Here is a 20,646-nt window from a genome sequence, read left to right as displayed (position 1 = left end):
GCATCCCCTTCATTCCAGATGGCGCCACACCGCAAGCGCATACCGCCACACTGTCGCGCCATCCCGTTTGCCGCTCATCAAGCCTGCCCGCACCAGAGGCAGCAGAAGAGATGGCGCCAGAGATAACGAAAGAGTGAGGAGGTGCACATGGAACATTCACCACTGCCGATCATCGATCTGGCTGCCCTCAACGGGGCACCCGACCTGCGTCGCCCTATGCTGGCCCGGCTGGCCGCGGCCGCCCGCGACGTCGGCTTTTTCTATCTGACAGGGCATGGCCTGAGTGACGCCGAGCAGCGAGAGACTCTGGCGCTGGCAGAGCGCTTCTTTGCCCTGCCGGAGCAGGAGAAGCTGGCAGTGCAGATGGTCAACAGCCCCCACTTTCGCGGCTACAACCGGGTCGGTGCCGAGCTGACCCGAGCGCGGCCGGATCTGCGGGAGCAGTTCGATATCATGAATGAGGCGCAAGCCCTGCCTGCGGCCCTGATCCGTGAACCCTGGCAGCGGCTGATCGGCCCCAACCAGTGGCCGACCGCCCTGCCAGAGATGAAAGCCCATCTGCTGGCGTGGCAGGATCGGCTGAGCGACATCACTCTCACCCTGCTGGCCGCTTTTGCCGAGGTGCTGGAGCAACCGGCCAACGTGTTTGACGACAGCATCCGCGGCGCCCCCTACCAGCACATGAAGCTGATTCATTACCCGGGGCAAGAGGCGGGCGGCAGCAGTCAGGGGGTCGGCGCCCACAAGGATCCCGGCTACCTGACGCTGGTGATGCAGGACAATCATTCGGGGCTTGAGGTCGAGACGGCCAACGGCTGGATCTCCGCGCCCCCCCTGCCGGGTGCGCTGGTGGTCAATATCGGCGAGCTGCTTGAGCTGGCCTCCAACGGCTATCTCAAGGCGACCCTGCATCGGGTGGTAAGCCCGCCGCCCGGCGTCTCGCGCCTCTCCTGCGCCTTCTTTATGGCGGCGCGGCTCGATGCCAGCGTGCCACTACTCAGCCTCTCCCCCGAGCTGGCCGCGCAGGCGAAAGGGCCGGAGAGTGACCCGACCAACCCGCTCTTCTATCAGGTTGGGGAGAACGTGTTGAAAGGGCGGCTGCGCTCCCACCCGGATGTGGCGGCGCGTCACTATGGGCCGGTGGAACCAGCGCGCCTCCCACGCACAGAGAGCGAAGCGGTACCGGCCTAAGCAGCGCAAAGATCCCTAGGCGGGTATATGCATGAGCCACAAGCAGCATGGATATACCCGCCCAGACAAAACACAACATGTAACGAACAACAAAACACAACCAGTCATGGCCAGAGCCTGGCCATCACGGAGCAACACGATGAAATTCAAGACCATGAGCGTACACAGCGGCCAGCGGATCGACCCCCAGACCGGCGCCCTCACCACCCCGCTCTACCAGAGCAGCACCTTCAGCTACTTCAACGCCCAGGCGGGCAAGGAGCGCTTTGCAGGTCAAGCCCCCGGCTTTATCTACAGCCGCTTTGGCAACCCCACCACCGCCGAGCTGGAGCAGAAGCTGGCAGCCCTCGAAGGTGCAGATGAGGCGCTGGTGGTGGCGAGCGGTATGGCGGCAGTGAGCGCCATCATGTATGCGCTGGCCGACAGCGGCGATGAGGTGGCCTATATCGGCCCACTCTACGGCGGCACCGATGCCTTCCTCAAGCAGACTTTCAGCCGCGCCGGTATCAAGGTCACCGCCTACGAGAGCGATCGGGATCTGCTGGCCAACATCCGCCCTGCCACCAAGGTGGTACTGTTCGAAACCCTGACCAACCCCACCCTCAAGGTGGTGGATCCGCGGCTGGTGGTGGAAGCGGCCCGCAAGGTGGGCGCCATCACAGTGTGTGACAACACCTTCCTCACCCCCTACCTGCTGCGCCCGCTGGAGCTCGGGGTCGACGTGGTGATGCACAGCGGCACCAAATATCTGGGCGGCCACGGCGACATCATCGCCGGGGTGGTGGCGGGCTCTCACGCCCTGATGAAGTCCATCCGCACCGTGGCCCTCAAGCATATCGGCTCCCCCATCGGCCCGCAGGAGGCCTACCTGCTGCAGCGCGGGGTCAAGACCCTGCCGCTGCGGATGGATGCCCACCTGCACAATGCCCAGAAAGTGGCCGAGTTTCTGGCCGCCCATCCGGCGGTGAAGAGGGTGATCTACCCGGGGCTTGCCAACCATCCGGGCCATGATGCCCTCGGCGCCTTCGCCAGCGGCTTTGGCGGCATGGTGAGCATTGAACTTGAAGGAGGGTTTGCACGCTGCGCCACCCTGCTCGACAACCTGCAACTGTTCGTGCAGGCGGTGAGCCTGGGCGATCTCGAGAGTCTTGCCTGCCATCCGGCCAGTACCACTCACGCCGCCATGGACGAGGCAAGTCGCCTCGCCGCCGGGGTCAATGACGACCTCATCCGCTTCAGTATCGGGGTGGAAGATGCAGACGATCTGATCGCCGATCTGGCTGCCGCACTGGCGCAGATCTAACCGGGCGCGCTTTTTACTCGCCGACAAAACAGCGGCGAGTGAATAACCCCCAGACACAACAACGGCCCATCAAGGGCCGTTGTTGTTTGTCGCGATGTGGAAAATGGGGGATTTACTCCTCCCACACCACCACTTGCGATGAAGGCCAGCGCTCCCCAACATGGGCATATTTTTGCTCCAGCAGGTGGCGCTTGATCTTCATGGTGGGAGTCAGCACGCCATTCTCGATATTCCAGGGAGTTTTCACCACCAGAATGCCGTGGATCTTGGCGTGGGACTCCAGCTGGTCGTTGACCCGCACCCGCGCAGCCTCCAGTCTGGCCACGACCTCATCCCGATTTCCTTTGGCTGCGCTCTCGGCCAGCTGCACCAGCGCGACAGGCTGGGGCATGCCATAACCAATCACGCAGAGCTGCTCGATAATGGGCTCCTGCCCCAGCATCCCTTCGATGGGCACCGGCGCCACATACTTGCCCTTGGCGGTCTTGAACACATCCTTCATCCGACCGGTGATGGTGAGATAACCCTCCTTGTCCAGCTTGCCCATGTCGCCGGTGTGGAGCCACCCCTCGGCATCGATGGCCTCGGCACTGTGCTCGGGATCCTTGTAATAACCCACCATCATCCCTTCACAGCGACAGAGGATCTCTCCCTCGTCGGAGATCTTGATGGTCACCCCGGGCCCCGCCTTGCCGACGGTACCGATCTTGTCGGCGCGAAACGGGTAGTTGATGGTCGAAAACGCGTGGTTCTCGGTCATGCCCCACGCTTCGGTCACCTTGAGACCGATGCTCAGATACCACTCAAGCAGCGCAGGGGAGACCGGCGCAGAACCGCAGCCCAACACCCGTGCCTGATCCAGCCCCAGCCCCTTTTTCAGCTTGCTCTTGATAAGGCTGGAGACCAGCGGGATCTTGAGCAGCAGTTCGAGTTTCTTCTGGGGCAGCTTCTCGTGGATCTTGATGCGGAACATGGCCCACAGCCGCGGTACCGAGATAAATACGGTAGGGCGGCAGCGCTTGACGTCTTCAACGAAGGTGTCGAGGGATTCGGGGAAGGCGATGGTGGCGCCGCCAAACAGGCTGCCGCCGTAGATGTAGACCCGCTCGGTGATGTGGGCCAGCGGCAGGTAAGAGAAACCGCGATCAGCCTGGGTCAGGTTCACCGTCTCCACCAACTTCTCGCACGACCACGCATAACGCTCGACGGTCAGCATGGCCCCTTTCGGCTTGCCGGTACTGCCGGAGGTATAGACCAGGCTCAGCAGGGAATCAGGCTCCTGCACCGGGCTGTCGGGGATGGGCTCGTGTGTTTCCAGCAGATCATCCCACTGGTAGCTGGCCGGCATGGTGTCGTAGGGAAAGGCGATACGCAGCAGATCGGCAGGCACCCCCGCCTCCTGACTCTTCCAGTCATCGAGCTTGCCAACGAAGATCGCCTTGGCCTCGCTGTGGCGCAGTACATATTCGATGGTATCGACGTTGGCGGTCGGGTAGATGGGCACGCTCACGTACTGCCCCATCTGCATCGCCAGATCGGCGATAAACCACTGGGCGCAGTTTTTGGAAAGCAGCGCCACTTTATCGCCGGCAACCAGCCCCAGATGACGCAGGGCCGTCACCATGCGCCGCGCTTCATCGGCCACTTCACCCCAGGTGAAATCGATATATTCGCGGTTGATGGTTTGACGCAGATAGGTTCGATCAGGACACTGCCGCTCCCAGTGATAGAGCATCTCGAGCGGCAGTTTTTTGGCAATACGTGAGGCTGAAGCCATAGTTTAATCCCTGAAACAAAAGGCGAAACTTATTATTAACCTTTCACTAACTTCAGGGAAGAATAAACTCAAACTTCAGTTTGAAATGTGTATCCGATCAAGCTTCTGCCTGTTGCTGCAAACGAATCCACATCGCTTGCACCAGCTGCTCGTCCTGCTCGGAGAGCTCGCCTTGCAAAATCGCCTCGTTGAGGCTGCGCAACACATAGCTTTTGACATCCCGCACCAGGGTCTTGCCCTCCAGCTCGGCACGGGCGACCGCCAGCGAAATATGGCCTCGCAGGTAACCACCTGCAAAGAGCTCATCTTCGCTCGCGGTAGCAACCATGCCGTCGATCAGTCCCAACAACTTGTGCTCAAAATCGTGAATCGTCATGTAACGCAGCCTCATTTGCGGCAAATAATTCGGGGGTATGGAACCGCAATCCGGTTGATTGCAGCTCTCTGGCGCCAGGCCAGCAGCTTCCATAGCGTCCTATTCCGGGCTGGCCACCGGGTAGATGACCTGATCCTTGTATCCCGTGGTTATGCGCAGATAACCACTCAACGCCCGGTTCAATTCAGGCTCATCGGTATCGACCAGGAGTGGTCTCCCCTGCAGGGAAGCCAGCTTGCTCTTGGTTGCCAGCACCTGGATGTTCTCCAGCCCGACACACCGAATCACCTCGGGACTCAATTGCTGATTTCCGCGCCCGAACAGATGTCCCTGTCCGCCAATCAGGGTAATGATCAGCCGGCAGCGACGGCCACGGATCCGGGTCAGGATCTCGGCGGCGCTGAGATCCTGCCCGATAAGCCTGCCATTTTCCACCAGATCCACACCAAGCAGCGTATTTTCCAGACCGAGCTCAGCCATGCAGGCTGCCACCGTGCTGCCAGAGCCCATCAGATAGAGGGTATCTGGCTCCATCTGCTCGACCACACCGGCTGCCAGATCCGCCAGCACCAGCTCTTCGGACTCCCGCCCCCCCTGCTTGACCGCCTGCACGTACCGCAGATCGCCGGGCACCAGCAGCTGGCCATAGTGACGAGCCCGCACCTTGCCTGCGCGAAACGCCTCTTCGTCGATATCGCGCACCTCGGCATCGATAAGGCTGAGCAGTTCACCGGCGATCATCCGCGCCGCCACCCGCCCGCTGGCGGCGGGCGTCACCCCGTAGACGCCGGAGTGGATCTTGCAGCCAGCCGGGATCCCAAGCACATGGCAGGACTCCCCCACCGCGGCGCAGATGTCTCGCGCCGTGCCATCGCCACCGGCAAACAGCAGCAGATCGACCCCGGCTTCGCGCATCAACCCGGCGGCGTGGCGGGTATCATCGGCCGAGGTGCTCTCCCCGGCCGGTTGATAGATGACCCGACAGGGCAACCCCAGCTCGCGGGCCACCGCCTCCCCCATCTCTCCCGCTACTGTCAGCAGTTCAAACGGGACGCTCAGCTCGCACAGTGGCAACAAGGCTTGCCGCGCCCGCTCCTGCGCCTTGGGCACAGCGCCTCGGGCCAGCGCCTCGGCAACCACGCCGTCACTGCCCTTGAGCCCCACTGCGCCGCCAATCCCGGCGACCGGATTAATGATGAACCCTAATCGAAACATGCCTGCCTCCCTTGCGATGGCCACCATTTTTATCTTTTCCCCCCTCTGGGACAAGCGGTTCCCCCCTGCTAAAATGTTCCGCTTCTTTTTTTCAACCAAGGTTCAATCATGCTGGAATGGGTTCTGGATCCCTCTGCCTGGGTAGCGCTCGCCACCCTGACCCTGCTCGAAATCGTGCTGGGCATCGATAACATCATCTTTATCTCCATTCTGGTCGGCCGTCTGCCCGAGGCGCAGCGCCAGCGCGCCCGCATTCTGGGTCTGGCCCTCGCCATGGGTACCCGCATCCTGCTGCTGCTCTCGCTGGCCTGGGTCATGCGTCTCACGGCTCCGCTCTTTACCGTGCTGGGCGAGGCCATCTCGGGCCGCGATCTCATCCTGCTGCTGGGGGGCCTGTTCCTCATCGGCAAGAGCGTGCTGGAAATCCACGCCACCCTGGAAGGGGCGGCAGAGCCGGAAAAGGTGGCTGGTGCGGCCTCCGGTTTTATCAGCACCCTGATCCAGATCGCCATTCTCGACATCGTCTTTAGTCTGGATTCGGTGATCACCGCCGTCGGCATGGCCGATCACGTTCCTGTCATGGTGCTGGCCATCATGATCGCCGTCTTCATCATGATGTTTGCCGCCAAGGCGATCGGCGATTTCGTCGATAACCACCCTACCATCAAGATGCTGGCCCTCTCCTTCCTCACCCTGGTCGGCTTCGCCCTGATGGCGGAGGGGATGGATCTGCACATTCCGAAGGGTTACATCTACTTCGCCATGGCCTTCTCGCTGGTGGTGGAGATGATCAACATCCGCCTGCGCAAGCACACCGATGCCAACGAGCAGAGCGAATCATAAGCTCGCCGGCCGGATCAAAAAGAGCGCCTCTTTGGCGCTCTTTTGCTATGCACACGGCACGCTTGGCAGGACAGTCGCTTACTGGTTGGCGATAACGATGGCCACCCGGCGATTTTCGGCCCGTCCGGCGGCACTCTTGTTGTCCGCTACCGGCGCAGTTTCGCCGCGACCACGGACCTCCAGGTTGGCAGGCTTCATACCGACCGAGATGAGCACATCCGCCACCGACTGGGCCCGCTTCAGGGAGAGTTGCTGGTTGTAGCTGCTCTCGCCGGTGTTGTCGGTGTGACCGTCAACCCGCGCCTTGTCGAGCCCTACCCCAAGCAGGGCTTTGCCCAGCTTTTCCACGGTCTGACGGGTTTGGGGATTGAGCTCCCCGACGTTGTTGGCAAACAACACCCGGTTGGCCAGATCCAGCGTCCAACCCTCGTCTGTCAGATAAAAACCTTGCTCCTTCAATACCGCCAGCTGCTCAGGGGTGAGCCCCTTCGGGGCACTCTGACAACCTGCCAGCAGAGAGAAGATCAACCCCAGCAGCAAGGTCTTGAGGGAGAGGGATATTTTCATTGTTATGTCTCCTTAACGACATCAATTCACGCCGGTTCGGTGGCATCCACCTCCTCGCGGCGCGCACGTTTTGCCAAATACATGGCTTTGTCTGCCAGCTCGCACAGCTCGCTGGCACTGACCCCGGATTGATGAATGGCATAACCGATGCTGATCCCAGCCACCAGTTGCTGCCCATCCCGCAATACCACGGTTTCACTCATCGCCTGCTGAATGCGGTTGATCACCTCCTCCACATCCTGTTCAAGATGCACAGGGCTCAGCAAGATGGCGAACTCATCCCCCCCCAGACGGCACACCAGATCCTGCGGCCGCAGCTGATGCTCCACCCGCCTTGCCAGGGTGATCAGCACATCGTCACCGGCGTTGTGGCCCAGGGTATCGTTAATCTGTTTGAAGCGATCGCAATCGAGGTAAAGCAGCGCAAAATCCCCCTCACCCTGTTCAGCCTCGGTGATCGCCTGTGCCAGTCTAGCGTCAAACAAGACCCTGTTGGGCAGTCCAGTCAACACATCGTGGGTGGCCTGATGAAGCAGACTGGCATTTTCCCGTGCCTGATGGGCTTGCCACGCCTGCAACTCGTCAAGCAGGGAGTTGAAGTCATCCCCCAGCTCGTTGAGCTCGACAATACCGGCGGGCGGTGCCCGCATCCCCAGAGTTCGCTGGCGGCGCACCGAGTGGGCCACCCGGGCCAGCTCTCGCAGGGGGCCAATGATGGAGACCTGCATCCGCCCCGCCACGTAAAGGGCCCCCATGGCGCTCAAGAGCAGGCAGATCAGCATCACCAGCAGCACCGCAATCAGGAAGATCAGCAGCGACTCGCCATGGCCGATCAGCTCGACCTCGCCGATCTTTTCACTGCCACGCAGCATGGGCTCACGCACCGGCCCGGGCAGGATCAACTGGGCAAGATAACCCTCCAGCTCGGCGATCGGGGTGTTCATGGTGCGCGACCAGCTGGTCAGCAACTTGCCATCGGGCAGATAGATGCGCGCCTCGGCAACCTCCTCGCGCTCGGCAATGGCCCGCAGCGCCTCACCCGCCGCCTCTTCGTCCTGAAACACCACCGCCGCTTCCGTGGTATAGCTGATGGCGCGTGCCACCAGCTCCAGATTGTGGTCGGCGTAAAAACGCATCACCAGCAGGGCGGTCAGGGTCAGCAGGATCCCCGCCACGCAAGCCGAGGTAAAGGCGGTCACCAGATGGGTGCGCCCCAGACTCTGACGCAGGGTCAGCCGCGCGTCATGGCGATCGGACGATGGCGTCATGGCACACCCCGATCAGCCATGGCCAGCTTGAGCACGGCCGGGTGCACCCGCACACCGCTGAGCGCCAGCGCATCCAGATTCACTTTGAAACGCAGCCGCCCGCTACGGCTGTCCGGCTGCAGACAGAAGACGGGACTGCTGCTGCACTCCGGGTTCTGCTCACTGATGCTGAGAACGGGATGCCCCTTCAAACGGGAAAAGAGCGCCAGCCGGGTTGACTCGTCCATCACCCCCAGATAGAGCACATGGCACTGGCCGGCAATGGCCGGATCCGTCACCTCATAGCGATTGACCTGCACCGGCCGGCCGTTGCCCTGCCGAGTAATGGTGGAGAGCACACCGGCATATTCAGTGGGCGCGGCGATGCACAGATGCAGCACCGGCGGCTCCTTTGGCCAGCGGGTGTAGCTCAGAATATCGAGCACCAGCTCCTTGACCGCATTGGCCCGGCTCTCTGCAGTGGTCTGCGCGTCGGCAAGCGCGGCACGGGAGCAAGCCAGCCCGGGCAATAGCACCAGCAACGCAACGACGAGTCGAAATGAGAAGTGTGACGACATGATCAGGGGATAGGCGCCTCTACAACACCGCAGCAGCGCGGTTCGGGTACATGAACTCAGATAGTAAGTGGCCGGACAACAGCCTGACAAGCCTTGACGTGAGACTCAGCTGACAGAGCTGTAAATAAAAACAGAGAGCCCGTTTTGCAACGGGCTCTCTGTTCACCTCAACGGACAGGGTATCACTTTTTGCTGATCCCGTACTCCCGCAATTTGTTGGCGATGGCGGTGTGCGACACACCCAGTCGTTTGGCGAGCTGGCGAGTCGAGGGAAACGCCGGATAGAGCCGTGCCAGCAGCTGGCTCTCGAAGCGCTTCACCGCATCGTCGAGGTTGCCCTCGAACCACTCGTCAATAAGTGGTGCCGTATCGGCCGCTACCGGCAGATCGATCTGCTCGGGGCCAAGCTCGTCCCCCTCCAGCAGTGTCATGGCGCGATAGAGGCAGTTGCGCAGCTGGCGCACGTTGCCCGGCCAACGATAAGCAGTCAGATAGTCTGCCATGTTGCGGGTAAAGCGCGGGCGTGGACGCTGCAATTCGCTGGCAAAGCGCGAGACAAACTGCTGGGCCAGCACCATGACATCCGCCTTGCGCTCGCGCAGCGGCGGCAGCGCCAGACTCAGCACGTTGAGGCGATAGTAGAGATCCTCGCGGAATGAGCCATCGTTGACCAGATCGAGCAGCTGTTTCTGGGTAGTGCAGATAAAGCGCACATTGACCTTCACCTCCTGCTCGTCACCGACCCGGCGGAACACGCCATCCTGCAGCACCCGCAAGAACTTGGTCTGCAGATGGGGCGACATGTCGCCGATCTCGTCCAGCATCAGGGTGCCGCCGCTCGCCAGCTCCAGCACGCCGCGCTTGCCCTCGGTATTGTTGCCAAAGGCGCCGGGGGCATAGCCGAACAGCTCGCTCTCGGCCACGTTATCCGGCATGGCGGCGCAGTTGAGGGCCATGAAGGGGTGGCTGGATCGCAGGCTGGCAGCGTGACAGGCGCGGGCCAGCAGCTCCTTGCCGGTACCGGTCTCGCCGACGATGAGCAGCGGCGCGTCCTGCATCGCCAGTTTGCGCGCCTGCGCCAGCACCTCTTTCATCTTGGGGCTCTCGCCCTGCAGATGCTCGAACCCCTCCGCCTCCACCGCGTGGAGCGCGCTGAAGTGCAGACCGACCCGACGGGCCGATTTGAGCACCACCACGGCCCCCGCCAGCGCTTGTTTACCCTTCTGTTCATCGACAAAGAGCGGCAGCAGATCCGCCAGATACTCTTCGCCATTGAAGCTGAGTTTGCAGGTTTGCGGCCGGATGTCGCTCGCTTCCAGCCAGCGGCTGAAGGAGAAGCCCTTGACCAGCGAGCCGAGCGCCACGCCGCGCACCTCCTCCACCGGCAAGCCGAGGGTGGTGAGGGCCGACTGGTTGGCTTGGGTCACCTTGCCCTTGGCATCGAGCGAGAAGACCAGATCCGGCAGCGCCTTGAGCAGCGCCTCAATCTCGTGGTGCTCCCGCTCGGAGGGCATGTAGGGGATGGTCTTGACGTCATAGACGCCGGGAATGCGGCGGATCTCCGGCATCAGATGCTGAAAATCGCTGAACTCCAGCTCGGGAAAGTTGAGATAGATGATGCCTGAGGTATCGATTTCGATGCCGCGCAGATCGATATTGTGCTCCACCAGGCGGTCGAGCAGTTCCCGGGTCAGGCCCAGGCGGTCTTCACAGCTGACTTCAAGACGCATTCGGGACACACTTCCTAGCTAACTCTATGAATGAGCGGATAATACAGACTCGATCCCCCCAGTGCGAGCGCTAGCCCACAAAAATGCGGGCCTGCCCCGCTTTCGCCGGGCAGGCCCGAGTCAGTTGTTGCCGCTTATTTGAGTAGCTGGTCGGTTCGCGCCGCCATGATGAAGTCGTTGCGGTGCAGCCCACCGATCTTGTGGGTCCACCAGCTGACCGTTACCATATCGCCCACTCGGTGAGTGATGGCGTCTTCACTTCAGCAGCTCATCCGTGCGTGCCGCCATGATGAAGTCGTTGCGGTGCAGCCCGCCAATCTTGTGGGTCCACCAGCTGACCGTTACCATATCGCCCACTCGGTGAGTGATGGCGTCTTCACTTCAACAGCTCATCCGTGCGTGCCGCCATGATGAAGTCATTGCGATGCAGCCCACCGATCTTGTGAGTCCACCAGCTGACGGTTACCTTGCCCCACTCGGTCAAAATGGCCGGATGGTGGAACTCCGCCTCCGCCAGCTCCCCCAGGCGATTGGTAAACGCCAGCGCCTCCTTGAAGTCGCGAAAGGCAAATTCGCGCCGCAGCTGCAACGCCCCCGCCACCACCAGCGGCTGCCAGTCGGGAATAAGCTGCATCAACTCGCGCAGCTCCTCATCGCTCACTCTGGGGGCATCGGCGCGGCACGCTTCACACTGCTGGCTGGCCAGTTCGGACATGGGTCTCTCCTCTGTTTTGAATGTGCAATATCTGATGTGAAATAACGGATAAATCAACTCGCCTGCTTGCCTGCAACCGGCTCAAAGCGCGGCACATGCAGGCCAAGCTGGCGCGCCTGCGCCACCCCGTTCATGATCTCCACCTCACCCAGCCGGTAGAGGGCATCGAGCTCGGGCAGCACAAAGTAGGTGGGCTGCATGATGTCGATGCGATAGGGGGTGCGCAGCACCTCCAGCAGATCGAAGGGTTGCAGCAGCGGCTTGCCGGAAAGGGCATAGGCCGTCTCGCCGATGGAGGAGAGAATGCCACCGCCGTATATACGCAGCCCGTCCGCCGTGGCCAGGAGGCCAAACTCCACGGTGAACCAGTAGAGGCGGGCCAGAAAGACCCGCTCCTCCTTGCTCGCCTGCTGGCCAAGCTGGCCATAGAGGTGGGTAAAGTGGGCAAAGGCGGGGTTGGTCAGCATGGCGCAGTGCCCGAAGATCTCGTGAAAGATATCGGGCTCCTGCAGGTAGTCGAGCTCGTCCCGGCGCCGGATAAAGGTCGCCACCGGAAACTGGCGATTGGCCAGCAGGGCAAAGAAGCGGTCAAATGAGATAAGCGCCGGCACTGCCGCCACCGACCAGCCGGTGGTCGCCAGCAATACCTCGTTGAGCTCCGCCAGCTGGGGGATGCGATCTCGCGGCAACGTCAGTCTTTCAAGGCCCGCCAGATACTCGTCACACGCCTTGCCTTCAAGCGCCGCCAGCTGGCGTTCGATCAGGATCTGCCAGGTGCCGTGCTCTTCGGCCGAGTAGTGGATCATCCCCCGGGCATCCGGCTGGTGAGCGGTATAAAGGGTTGCCATAAGTGGTTCCATCCTCTGCGCCGGTTGGGGCGCCTTGCCATTGGGTCACAGGATCACTGTAACGAACCGGCAACAAAAAAAGCAGCCGACCCTGTGGTCGGCTGCTGGCGAGAGATGTAAATAAAATGTGACATTCAAGCCTGATGGCGAGCTGACTCATTCAGAGTGAGCCAAACCCTTGTTGCCCCTTGTACACCCAATACCTGAAGGTGACGGGATAAAAGCGGAGCAGCTCCGTTGCCCGCGTTATACCGTGATAGCCCATCCGCCCGGCGCAGATTGTTGCAAAAAACGCCGAAAAAAGTGGATGCGTGTTTCACCAGCAAAACAATGTAGATCCTCGGCATGCCTGGCCCCCATCAGGATGCGCCAACTGCCGAGCTCCGATCCGGGGTTAGCTCGTCCCCTTGAGATAACCGGCCAGCTGACCCACCAGCCGCTTGCGCAGCTCGCCCAATTTCGGCTTCTCGTCCGCACACCAGGGCAGCGGGCGGCACGCCTCTATGGTGCGCAGGCCAAGGCGAGCGGTGAGCAGGCCCGCCCCCACCCCTTGCGCCGCGCGGGCAGAGAGCTTGGCGGTAAGCTCGGCCCCCAGCAAGTCCATCCCCACCTCGGTCACCAGCTCGGTGGCACCGGCGTAAAGCATGTTGCGAAACACCTGACGGATGAGGCGTATGCGGCTCCAGTAGCCAAGTTCGATGGCGTAGACATCGGCGATATCCTCGATCATCCGCAGGTTGCGCCACAGCATCAGCATCATGTCGACGGTGGCGAGCGGGCTCAACGCCACCAGCACGGCGGCCTCCCCCGACCATTTGGCCACCCGCGCCTGCGCCAGCTTGTCGCGCTCGCCGAGTACCAGCTGGCTGTAGAGGGTCAGCACCTCCCGATCGCTGTGGCTCTCGTCGAGCTGGGCCAGCCAGGTCTGATACCCCTCGCGCCCCTTGTCGCCACTTTTGACCGCTAACCCTTCGCAGAAGGCCTGCCCCTGCCCGACCCCCTGATGGGCCAGCAGATCTTCTGCCCGCGAGCGCACATCCTGACGCCGCTTGAGGGTGCGCAGCCGCAGCCACTCGCGCCCCACCACGCTGGCGGTCCCCGCCGCCACCAGCGCAGAGGCCGCCAGCCAGGCGCTACCCCAGAGCGGAGTCGTGAGGAATTGATCGTAAAGAAAGGCGCCATACTGGCCCAACGAGAGCAGACCGACCGCCCCCAGCCCCCACGCCAGTAGCCGATGACGGCGACGCGGTTTGATGACGAGGGCACTCTCCACCTCGGTGAAATCGTCCAGCTCGTCGAGACGCTCGAAACTCGCCTCCTCCAGCCTCTGGGCCGGTGCGGGCGGGCGCTCGTCACTGGCCACCGTCAAGGCAGGCTCAAGGATCACCTTGCCCTGCAACGGTGGCCGCTCTTTTATCTGATCGTTCATCGCATTGTTCTCCTGTGCGCAGCCTTCGGCTCAGGTGCCAAGACCGCACACCGTTATTCGAGGTGATCCCCGAGCAGAAACTCCAGCGCCGCATCGAGCCGGATATGGGGCAGCGCCTGATGGGCGCTCATGGGCATGGGGCGAAACGCCTGAAAATCAAAACCCTGATTGTTCCACCACTGCGCGGGCGGAATATGGGGCGGCACCTCCCCCGGGAAGAGCAGCAGCGGCTCACCGCTCAGGCTAGTGCCACGGATGGCAGGGAACTCACGGCCATTGGCCACCCCCTTGCCCACCTCGGTCGCCTTGATGGCGGCGAGCGCCAGACACTCGGTGGTGATCCCCTCAAAGCGGGCCTGGCCGCGGCCGCTGCGCACCAGATGCTGGAGCAGGGAGACCATGGGCCCATGCTGCTCGGGGGTGACGTGATCGGCCTTGCTCGCCACAAACAGCAGCTTGTCGATACGGGGCGAGAAGAGTCGCCGCCACCAGTTGCTCTTGCCGTAGGCAAAGCTCTCCATGATGCGGGCGATGGCCTGCTGCATATCGCCAAAGCTGGCCGCCCCGGCGTTGAGGGGCTGCAGGCAGTCCACCAGCACGATCTGACGATCAAAGCCGGCAAAGTGCTGCTCATAAAAACCCTGCACCAGATGCTGCTTGTACTGCTCGAAGCGCTGCCTGAGGGTGGCGTAGAGGGTGCCATCGGCGGGCTCGCCGGCGGGCATATCCCACACCCAGGGGACAAATTGCAGCATGGGGGCACCGGCATACTCCCCCGGCAAGACGAAGCGGCCGGGCTGGATCAGGTGCAGTCCCAGCTCCTGTTTGCAGGCGTGCAGATAGGCGGTGTAGCGCTCGGCCAGTTCAGCCACCGGTCGCTCGGCAAAAGGTTGCGTTGCCTGCCACCCGGGGGTCAGCCAGCTGGCGGCGAGCGCCTGCAGCTCGGGGCGGCGCAGCTGATCACGCACCTGTTCGCTCCACTGCTCGTAGCTCATATCCAGCAGCGGCAAGTCGAGCAGCCACTCCCCGGGGTAATCCACCAGATCCACGTAGAGGGTCGAGATCTCCCCCAGATGCTTGCGCAGGGGGTGGCGGGTGCGATAACGAATTTCGAGGCGCACCTCGGCCACGCCGCGGGTGGGCTCGGGCCAGGCCGGCGGATCACCAAACAGGGAGTCGAGGCCGCGCTCGTAGGCAAAGGTGGGGATGTGGGCATTTTGCTGCGGCACCCGGCGCGCACCGAGAATACGCCCCTGACGCAGGGCATCCCACAACGGCAAACGGCCATCGATGGCCGCGTGTTCCAGCTGGTTGACCAGCGCCGTGATAAAGGCTGTTTTGCCGCTGCGAGAGAGGCCGGTCACCGCCAGCCGGATATGGCGATCCCGCACCCGGTTCACCACGTCGTTCGCCTTGCTCTGCAGGCGAGTCAACTTCTGTTCCAGTTTATTGAGTATCAAGGCTTGACCCGTTCTCCCTTGGTGGTTGCATCCGGCGTGATTGGCCGTGCGACAAGGCAAACTGGCTATCCGCATCGGGATGGTCAATCAGCCTGAGTAGCGTCGATGATGGGGCATCACTGAAGGCTCCACCATCGACATTGAGTGCTTGGCAGGCACTTTCGGCAAGCACTACAGCTTGCGAAATTCCCGCTGCAGGGTGAACTCGCGGGAGGTCACCAGCTTCTCGATACGCTGAACTCTGGGCTCCAGTGCATCCAGTTCCTGCGCGACACGGCTCAGCGCCTGTTGGGGGGTGACCCCCGCCTGCCAGCTGCGCGCCTTCATCCGCACCTCGGCAAAATCGGCATCCTCGTGGGAATAGAGGGTGACCGGCTTTTTGTCGAGCAAAAACCAGGCGGCAATGTAAGCGGTGAAGGTGATGAACCCAGCGAAGATAAGGCCGCTGATGGCGAGCAGCCGCACGATCCAGGTCTCTACCCCGAAATACTCTGCCAAACCGGCGCAAACTCCGGCAATCTTGCCCTGCCGGGGATCGCGATAGAGGTTGCGCCCCTCACGATTGACACTGCTCATACCTTGTTCCTCCAACCGGGCACTTCCGCATCCAGAATCGATTCCAGCGCACCGACTCGCTCCTGCATCTTTTCGGTGCGAGCCAGCAACCCTTGCAGCTGTTCCCGCTCGCTATCGGCAAGACCAGCGCCGATTCGCCCCTTGGCCCGGTAGTGCAGCACCAGCCAGATGGGTGCCACCACCACCATGAAGACCACCATGGGAACCATCAATACACCCAGCAGACTCTCCATCGCTTACTCCCCCTGCTGGCCGTCACGCTGACCCAGCTTTTGGCGCATCGCCTCAAGCTCGCGGCTTATCTGATCGTCCACTTCCAGCTCGGCAAACTGCTGCGCCAGCGCCTTGTCGGACTGACCCAGATCGGCGCGAGCCTCCATCTCGTCGATGCGACGCTCCATCCGCTCGAACTTGCTCACCACCGCCTGACTGTCACCACGGGCAACCTGGCTCTGCACGTTGAGACGGCTGCTGGCCGCTTCGCTGCGAATGGCCATCGCTTTCTGGCGGGCTCGGGCATCTTCCAGCTTGGCTTCCAGCTGGCGGATCTCTTCACCCAGCTTCTCGATGCCGCTGTCGACCGCCTGCTGCTCGCGGTAGAGGGTCTCTGACAACTCGCTCTGTTTCTTCTTCTCGATAAGGGCGGCGCGGGCCAGATCTTCACGCCCCTTGGTCAGGGCCAGTTCGGCCTTGGCCTGCCACTCGTCGACCCGCTCCTGATGGCGGGCGACCTGACGGCCAATCTCTTTCTGGCTGGCGAGGAAGCGGGCCAGATTGGAGCGCTCCTTGACCAGCTCGTCCTCCATCTCCTGGATGATCAGGCGCACCATCTTCTGGGGATCTTCTGCCTTGTCGAGCAGGGCCGTCAGGTTGGAATTGATGATGTCGGCCAGACGGGAAAAAATACTCATGATTGCACTCCTGTTAATGGCATGGCGTTGTTTCTCCATTGACAATGGCAACTTGTGTGCCAATCTGGAGCGAAATTTAACTTGTTGATTTATATGGGGCTGCTTTGCCCCGTTTCAATAGATGCCATGCAGGTGGTGATAAAAATCACCAACTTTTGGTAAGATTGACCAGCTTTAACAACCGACAGGGATCACTATGACCACGGCCACGGAAAGCCTGCTGGGGGAATCCAACGCATTCCTCGAGATCATCGAGCAGGCCTCACGGCTCGCCCCGCTGCGCAAACCCGTGCTGATCATCGGTGAGCGGGGAACGGGCAAGGAGCTCATCGCCCACCGCCTACATTATCTCTCGGCGCGCTGGGATCAAAGCTTTGTCACCATCAACTGCGCCACCTTGAGCGAGAGTCTGCTGGAGACCGAGCTGTTCGGTCACGAGGCGGGCTCCTTTACCGGCGCAGCCAAGCGCCATCAAGGCCGCTTCGAGCGGGCCGATGGCGGCACCCTGTTCCTTGACGAGCTGGCCACCACCAGCGCCCGGGTACAGGAGAAGCTGCTGCGGGTCATCGAGTATGGCGAGTTCGAGCGAGTGGGCGGGGCCAAGCCCCTCAAGGTGGATGTGCGTCTGGTCTGCGCGACCAACGAAGATCTCCCGGCACTGGCCGACAAGGGGCTGTTTCGCCACGATCTGCTGGACCGACTCGCGTTTGATGTGATTACCCTCCCCCCCTTGCGGGAGCGGCGGGAAGATATCCTGATGCTGGCGGAGCACTTCGCCCACAGCATGACCCGGGAGCTGGGCTATCCGCTCTTTGCCGGTTTCTCGCGTAAAGCAACCCAGCTGCTGCTCGATTACCCCTGGCCTGGCAACGTGCGGGAGCTGAAAAACGTGGTGGAGCGCAGCATCTACCGCCAGGGCAACCCCCAGTTGCCGCTGGCCGAGCTGGTGATCAATCCGTTTGATTCCCCCTGGCGGCCCGTAGCCGCTCGCAGTCAGGAGAGTAAAAGCGAGCCGCAAGGTGCGACAACCGGGGCGTTGCCGCTCGATCTCAAGCAGGCTGTGGCGGAGTTCGAGATTAATTTACTCAAGCAGGCGATGCAGCAATCCCAGTATAATCAGCGCAAAGCCGCCCAACTGCTGGCCTTAAGCTATCACCAGTTTCGTGGCATGCTACGCAAGTATCAGTTGCAGGATGGCGACAACGATACGGAACAAGACCAGAAAGAGTCCGACTGACACCGGCACCAACAAAGCCAGCACAGTGCTGGCGCATTCATATAAAAACAGATGCGTATCAAAAACATGGTTCAACAATGAGAATGCTCACACCCTTGCTGCTCGGTCTGCTGGTTCTGCTCACCGGCTGCAACAAGCAATCCGAAGCTTCCAAGACCGGACTCATCTACTGCGCTGAGGGCTCTCCCCTCTCCTTCAACCCCCATGTCTCCAACACCGGGGTTACGCTGGATGCCAGCGCTCGTCCGCTCTACGACCGCCTGCTGGAGGTCAACCCCAATACTCTGGCACTGGAGCCGGCGCTCGCCACCAACTGGCATGTGAGCGAGGATGGCCTCACCTATACCCTGACCCTGCGCAAGGGGGTGAGTTTCCACCACACCCCCTGGTTCAAGCCAAGCCGCACCCTCAATGCCGATGACGTGGTCTTTACCTACGCCCGTCAACTCGACGAGCACCACCCCTATCACAACGTCTCCGGCGGCGACTACCCCTTCTTCTACAGCTTGGGGCAGGATCAGCTCATCAAGCGGGTCTACAAGAAGGGGCCGCAGCAGGTGGTGTTCGAGTTGAACCAGCCCAACGCCTCCTTCCTCGCGACCCTGGCCAGCGACTATGCGGTGATCCTCTCCGCCGAATACGCCGAGCAGATGCTCAAGGCGGGAACCCCGGCGCTGCTCGATACCCGCCCCATCGGCACCGGCCCGTTCAGCTTCAAGGAGTATCGCCACAACGAGTTCATCCGCTATCTGCGCCATCCCGGCTACTGGAACGGCCCTGCCCGGATCGAGCAACTGGTCTATGACATCACCCCGCGCTCGTCCAAGCGGCTGGCCAAACTGCTGACCGGCGAGTGCGACGTGATGAGCACGCCAGCCGCCAGCCAGCTCTCGGTGATCAAGCAACATCCCGACCTCAGCCTTTCGGTACAGTCGGGGATGAACGTGGCATTTTTGGCCCTCAATACCCGCAAGCCGCCGTTCAACAACGTCAAGGTGCGTCAGGCCATTGCCAGCACCATCAATATCGACAACCTGTTGCAAGCGGTCTATTTCGATACCGGTCTACCGGCCAACAGCCTGCTGCCACCGCTCTCGTGGGGCTATAACCCCAGCCTGCCGATGCGCAAGCCAGATCTGGCGCTGGCCCGCAAGCTGCTCAAGGAAGCAGGGCTCGAGAAGGGATTCGAGATGCAGGTGCTGGTGCAACCGGACGCCCGCCCCTACAACCCGGATGCGCTCAAGACCGCCCAGCTGATGCGAAGCGATCTGGCCAAGGTGGGCATCAAGCTCAAGATCGTCCAGCAGGCGTGGCCCGTCATCGAGAAACGCCTGGCCGCCGGTCAGTACGACAGCCTGCTCTCTGGCTGGATTGCCGACAACGCCGACCCGGACAACTTCTTCCGCCAGCTGCTGAGCTGCTCGGCGGTCGAGCGCGGCAACAACTACAGCCGCTGGTGCAGCCCGGCCTTCGATCAGCTGCTGGACGATGCGGTCACCACGCCCCAGCTGGCCTTCCGGCTGCGCAACTACTACTACGCCCAGACCCTGCTCAACGAGCAGCTGCCCCTCATTCCGCTGGCCCATGCCCTGCGCACCCAGGTCAGCCGCAGTGACATCGAGGGGCTGATCCTGATGCCCTTTGGCGGCACCTCCTTCAATCAGGCTCATCGGGAGTAAGCATGCTTTTATACACCTTGCGTCGCATCAACCTGCTGCTCATTACCCTGCTGGCCCTGACCTTTGTCGCCTACCTGCTGGACTATCGCCTGCTCGGCCATCAGCTGAGCTTCTGGAGCGGCTACCCCGACTTCCTGCGCCATATTCTGGCCGGGGATCTCGGCCTCTCCAGCGTCTCCGGCCTGCCGGTGCTGGACGAAATTCGCCACTACTTCCCGGCGACCCTGATCCTCTGTCTGGCCGCTTTCACCATCTCGCTGCTGGTGGGGATCCCGCTCGGTACCCTGGCCGCCCTGTCACAGGGCAAGCCGCTGGATCTCTCCATCATGACCGCCGGCCTTATCGGCTATGCGGTGCCGGTGTTCTGGCTGGCGTTGCTGGTGGTGATGCTCTTTTCACTGGATCTCGGCTGGCTGCCAGCATCGGGCCAGATCAGCCTGCTCTATGATGTGCCACCCATCACCGGCATCGCCGTCATCGACGTGTTGCTGAGTCAGGAGCCCTGGCGTCAGGCGGCGCTGCACGATGCTCTGCGCCACCTTATCCTCCCCTCGCTGGTGCTGGCGGTGGTGCCGACGACCGAGGTGATCCGCCATGTGCGCAGCTCGCTCATCGACGTGATGAAACAGAACTACATCAGGGCAGCGGCCAGCCGTGGCCTCTCCAAGTGGCAGATTGTCTGGCGCCATGGTCTGAAAAACGCCCTGCCTCCGGTACTGCCATTGCTCGGTCTGCAGCTAGGCAGTGTGCTCACCTCCGCCATGATCACCGAGGTGGTGTTCGAGTGGCATGGCATCGGCCGCTGGCTGGTCAGCAGCATCGCCCTGCAGGATTACGCTGCCATTCGCGGCGCGACCCTGGTCATCGCCAGTTTCGTCATCCTGATCAGTGTCAGCACCGAGCTGCTCACCACCCTTATCTATCCGGCACGGCGCAAAGAGCTCTATGCCAAACAAGATTGAAC

At 61.8% G+C, this 20,646-nt stretch carries 20 protein-coding genes and 2 pseudogenes; 6 read left to right on the top strand and 16 right to left on the bottom strand.

All coding sequences use genetic code 11. The annotated features are described in order from the left end of the window. The first annotated feature begins 147 nt into the window (after positions 1–147). Positions 148–1,191: an isopenicillin N synthase family oxygenase gene (locus tag I6L40_RS11430; RefSeq protein WP_071914315.1), complete on the top strand. Its 1,044-nt coding sequence runs from the start codon at positions 148–150 to the stop codon at positions 1,189–1,191. Positions 1,192–1,330: 139 nt separating this feature from the next. Next, positions 1,331–2,494, top strand: a complete 1,164-nt coding sequence (locus I6L40_RS11425; protein ID WP_071914317.1) for a PLP-dependent aspartate aminotransferase family protein — start codon at positions 1,331–1,333, stop codon at positions 2,492–2,494. 112 nt (positions 2,495–2,606) lie between these two features. On the opposite strand, the gene I6L40_RS11420 is transcribed toward I6L40_RS11425, so the two are convergent. The 3 genes from I6L40_RS11420 to I6L40_RS11410 all read right to left on the bottom strand — a co-directional run bounded on the left by I6L40_RS11420 (position 2,607) and on the right by I6L40_RS11410 (position 5,862). Then, positions 2,607–4,271 carry an AMP-binding protein gene (locus tag I6L40_RS11420; protein ID WP_216994274.1) on the bottom strand — a complete coding sequence of 555 codons (1,665 nt, stop codon included), beginning with the start codon at positions 4,269–4,271 and terminating at the stop codon, positions 2,607–2,609. Between the two features lie 97 nt (positions 4,272–4,368). Beyond that, entirely contained in the window at positions 4,369–4,647 is a 279-nt protein-coding gene (locus tag I6L40_RS11415) for a YfcL family protein (protein WP_041210342.1), read from the bottom strand. A gap of 99 nt (positions 4,648–4,746) precedes the next feature. Beyond that, positions 4,747–5,862, bottom strand: a complete 1,116-nt coding sequence (locus I6L40_RS11410) for an ATP-NAD kinase family protein (protein WP_071914321.1) — start codon at positions 5,860–5,862, stop codon at positions 4,747–4,749. 108 nt (positions 5,863–5,970) lie between these two features. On the opposite strand from I6L40_RS11410, the gene I6L40_RS11405 reads away from it, so the two are divergent. Further along, positions 5,971–6,705 carry a TerC family protein gene (locus I6L40_RS11405; protein WP_041210344.1) on the top strand — a complete coding sequence of 245 codons (735 nt, stop codon included), beginning with the start codon at positions 5,971–5,973 and terminating at the stop codon, positions 6,703–6,705. A gap of 78 nt (positions 6,706–6,783) precedes the next feature. On the opposite strand, the gene I6L40_RS11400 is transcribed toward I6L40_RS11405, so the two are convergent. From I6L40_RS11400 to pspA, 13 genes and pseudogenes are all read right to left on the bottom strand, one after another. Continuing rightward, positions 6,784–7,272: an OmpA family protein gene (locus tag I6L40_RS11400; RefSeq protein WP_071914323.1), complete on the bottom strand. Its 489-nt coding sequence runs from the start codon at positions 7,270–7,272 to the stop codon at positions 6,784–6,786. Positions 7,273–7,298: 26 nt separating this feature from the next. After that, a complete protein-coding gene (locus tag I6L40_RS11395) occupies positions 7,299–8,540 on the bottom strand; it encodes a diguanylate cyclase (protein ID WP_071914325.1) in 1,242 nt (413 codons plus the stop codon). After that, on the bottom strand, positions 8,537–9,097 hold the full coding sequence (locus I6L40_RS11390) for a YfiR family protein (protein WP_042032034.1): 561 nt from the start codon (positions 9,095–9,097) through the stop codon (positions 8,537–8,539). Before I6L40_RS11390 ends, I6L40_RS11395 begins: the two co-directional genes overlap by 4 nt. A gap of 182 nt (positions 9,098–9,279) precedes the next feature. After that, entirely contained in the window at positions 9,280–10,827 is a 1,548-nt protein-coding gene (tyrR, locus tag I6L40_RS11385; RefSeq protein ID WP_041210348.1) for a transcriptional regulator TyrR, read from the bottom strand. Between the two features lie 134 nt (positions 10,828–10,961). Then, a pseudogene (locus tag I6L40_RS11380) lies at positions 10,962–11,051 on the bottom strand (4a-hydroxytetrahydrobiopterin dehydratase); the annotation flags it as partial. Between the two features lie 31 nt (positions 11,052–11,082). Then, positions 11,083–11,172 (bottom strand): annotated as a pseudogene (locus tag I6L40_RS11375) (4a-hydroxytetrahydrobiopterin dehydratase); the annotation flags it as partial. Between the two features lie 31 nt (positions 11,173–11,203). Beyond that, positions 11,204–11,542 carry a 4a-hydroxytetrahydrobiopterin dehydratase gene (locus tag I6L40_RS11370; RefSeq protein ID WP_071914331.1) on the bottom strand — a complete coding sequence of 113 codons (339 nt, stop codon included), beginning with the start codon at positions 11,540–11,542 and terminating at the stop codon, positions 11,204–11,206. Between the two features lie 53 nt (positions 11,543–11,595). Beyond that, the gene (gene phhA / locus I6L40_RS11365; RefSeq protein WP_071914333.1) at positions 11,596–12,390 is read right to left on the bottom strand and encodes a phenylalanine 4-monooxygenase; all 795 of its coding nucleotides are present in this window, start codon (positions 12,388–12,390) and stop codon (positions 11,596–11,598) included. A gap of 394 nt (positions 12,391–12,784) precedes the next feature. Further along, positions 12,785–13,819, bottom strand: a complete 1,035-nt coding sequence (locus tag I6L40_RS11360) for a YcjF family protein (RefSeq protein WP_043850257.1) — start codon at positions 13,817–13,819, stop codon at positions 12,785–12,787. 53 nt (positions 13,820–13,872) lie between these two features. Next, positions 13,873–15,279 carry a YcjX family protein gene (locus I6L40_RS11355; RefSeq protein ID WP_071914336.1) on the bottom strand — a complete coding sequence of 469 codons (1,407 nt, stop codon included), beginning with the start codon at positions 15,277–15,279 and terminating at the stop codon, positions 13,873–13,875. 171 nt (positions 15,280–15,450) lie between these two features. After that, complete coding sequence (pspC, locus tag I6L40_RS11350; protein WP_041210357.1) at positions 15,451–15,855, bottom strand: envelope stress response membrane protein PspC; 405 nt, start codon at positions 15,853–15,855, stop codon at positions 15,451–15,453. Beyond that, positions 15,852–16,088 (bottom strand): envelope stress response membrane protein PspB, encoded by a 237-nt coding sequence (pspB, locus tag I6L40_RS11345; protein WP_041210358.1) that lies wholly within the window; start codon positions 16,086–16,088, stop codon positions 15,852–15,854. The genes pspC and pspB overlap by 4 nt, the downstream gene beginning before the upstream one ends. A gap of 3 nt (positions 16,089–16,091) precedes the next feature. Next, positions 16,092–16,766 (bottom strand): phage shock protein PspA, encoded by a 675-nt coding sequence (pspA, locus tag I6L40_RS11340; protein WP_071914337.1) that lies wholly within the window; start codon positions 16,764–16,766, stop codon positions 16,092–16,094. Positions 16,767–16,962: 196 nt separating this feature from the next. On the opposite strand from pspA, the gene pspF reads away from it, so the two are divergent. The 3 genes from pspF (at position 16,963) to I6L40_RS11325 (ending at position 20,644) form a co-directional block, all read left to right on the top strand. Further along, entirely contained in the window at positions 16,963–18,003 is a 1,041-nt protein-coding gene (gene pspF, locus I6L40_RS11335) for a phage shock protein operon transcriptional activator (protein WP_043850261.1), read from the top strand. 83 nt (positions 18,004–18,086) lie between these two features. Continuing rightward, positions 18,087–19,682, top strand: coding sequence for an ABC transporter substrate-binding protein SapA (gene sapA / locus I6L40_RS11330; protein ID WP_071914339.1), 1,596 nt, complete (start codon positions 18,087–18,089; stop codon positions 19,680–19,682). A gap of 2 nt (positions 19,683–19,684) precedes the next feature. Then, on the top strand, positions 19,685–20,644 hold the full coding sequence (locus tag I6L40_RS11325; RefSeq protein ID WP_216994273.1) for an ABC transporter permease subunit: 960 nt from the start codon (positions 19,685–19,687) through the stop codon (positions 20,642–20,644). The last annotated feature ends 2 nt before the right edge of the window (positions 20,645–20,646 follow it).

Source organism: Aeromonas sp. FDAARGOS 1410 (genome assembly GCF_019048745.1).
Classification (GTDB): Bacteria; Pseudomonadota; Gammaproteobacteria; order Enterobacterales; family Aeromonadaceae; genus Aeromonas; species Aeromonas jandaei.
Note: the sequence above shows the minus strand (reverse complement) of the source record. Positions and strands in the feature narration are given on the sequence as shown.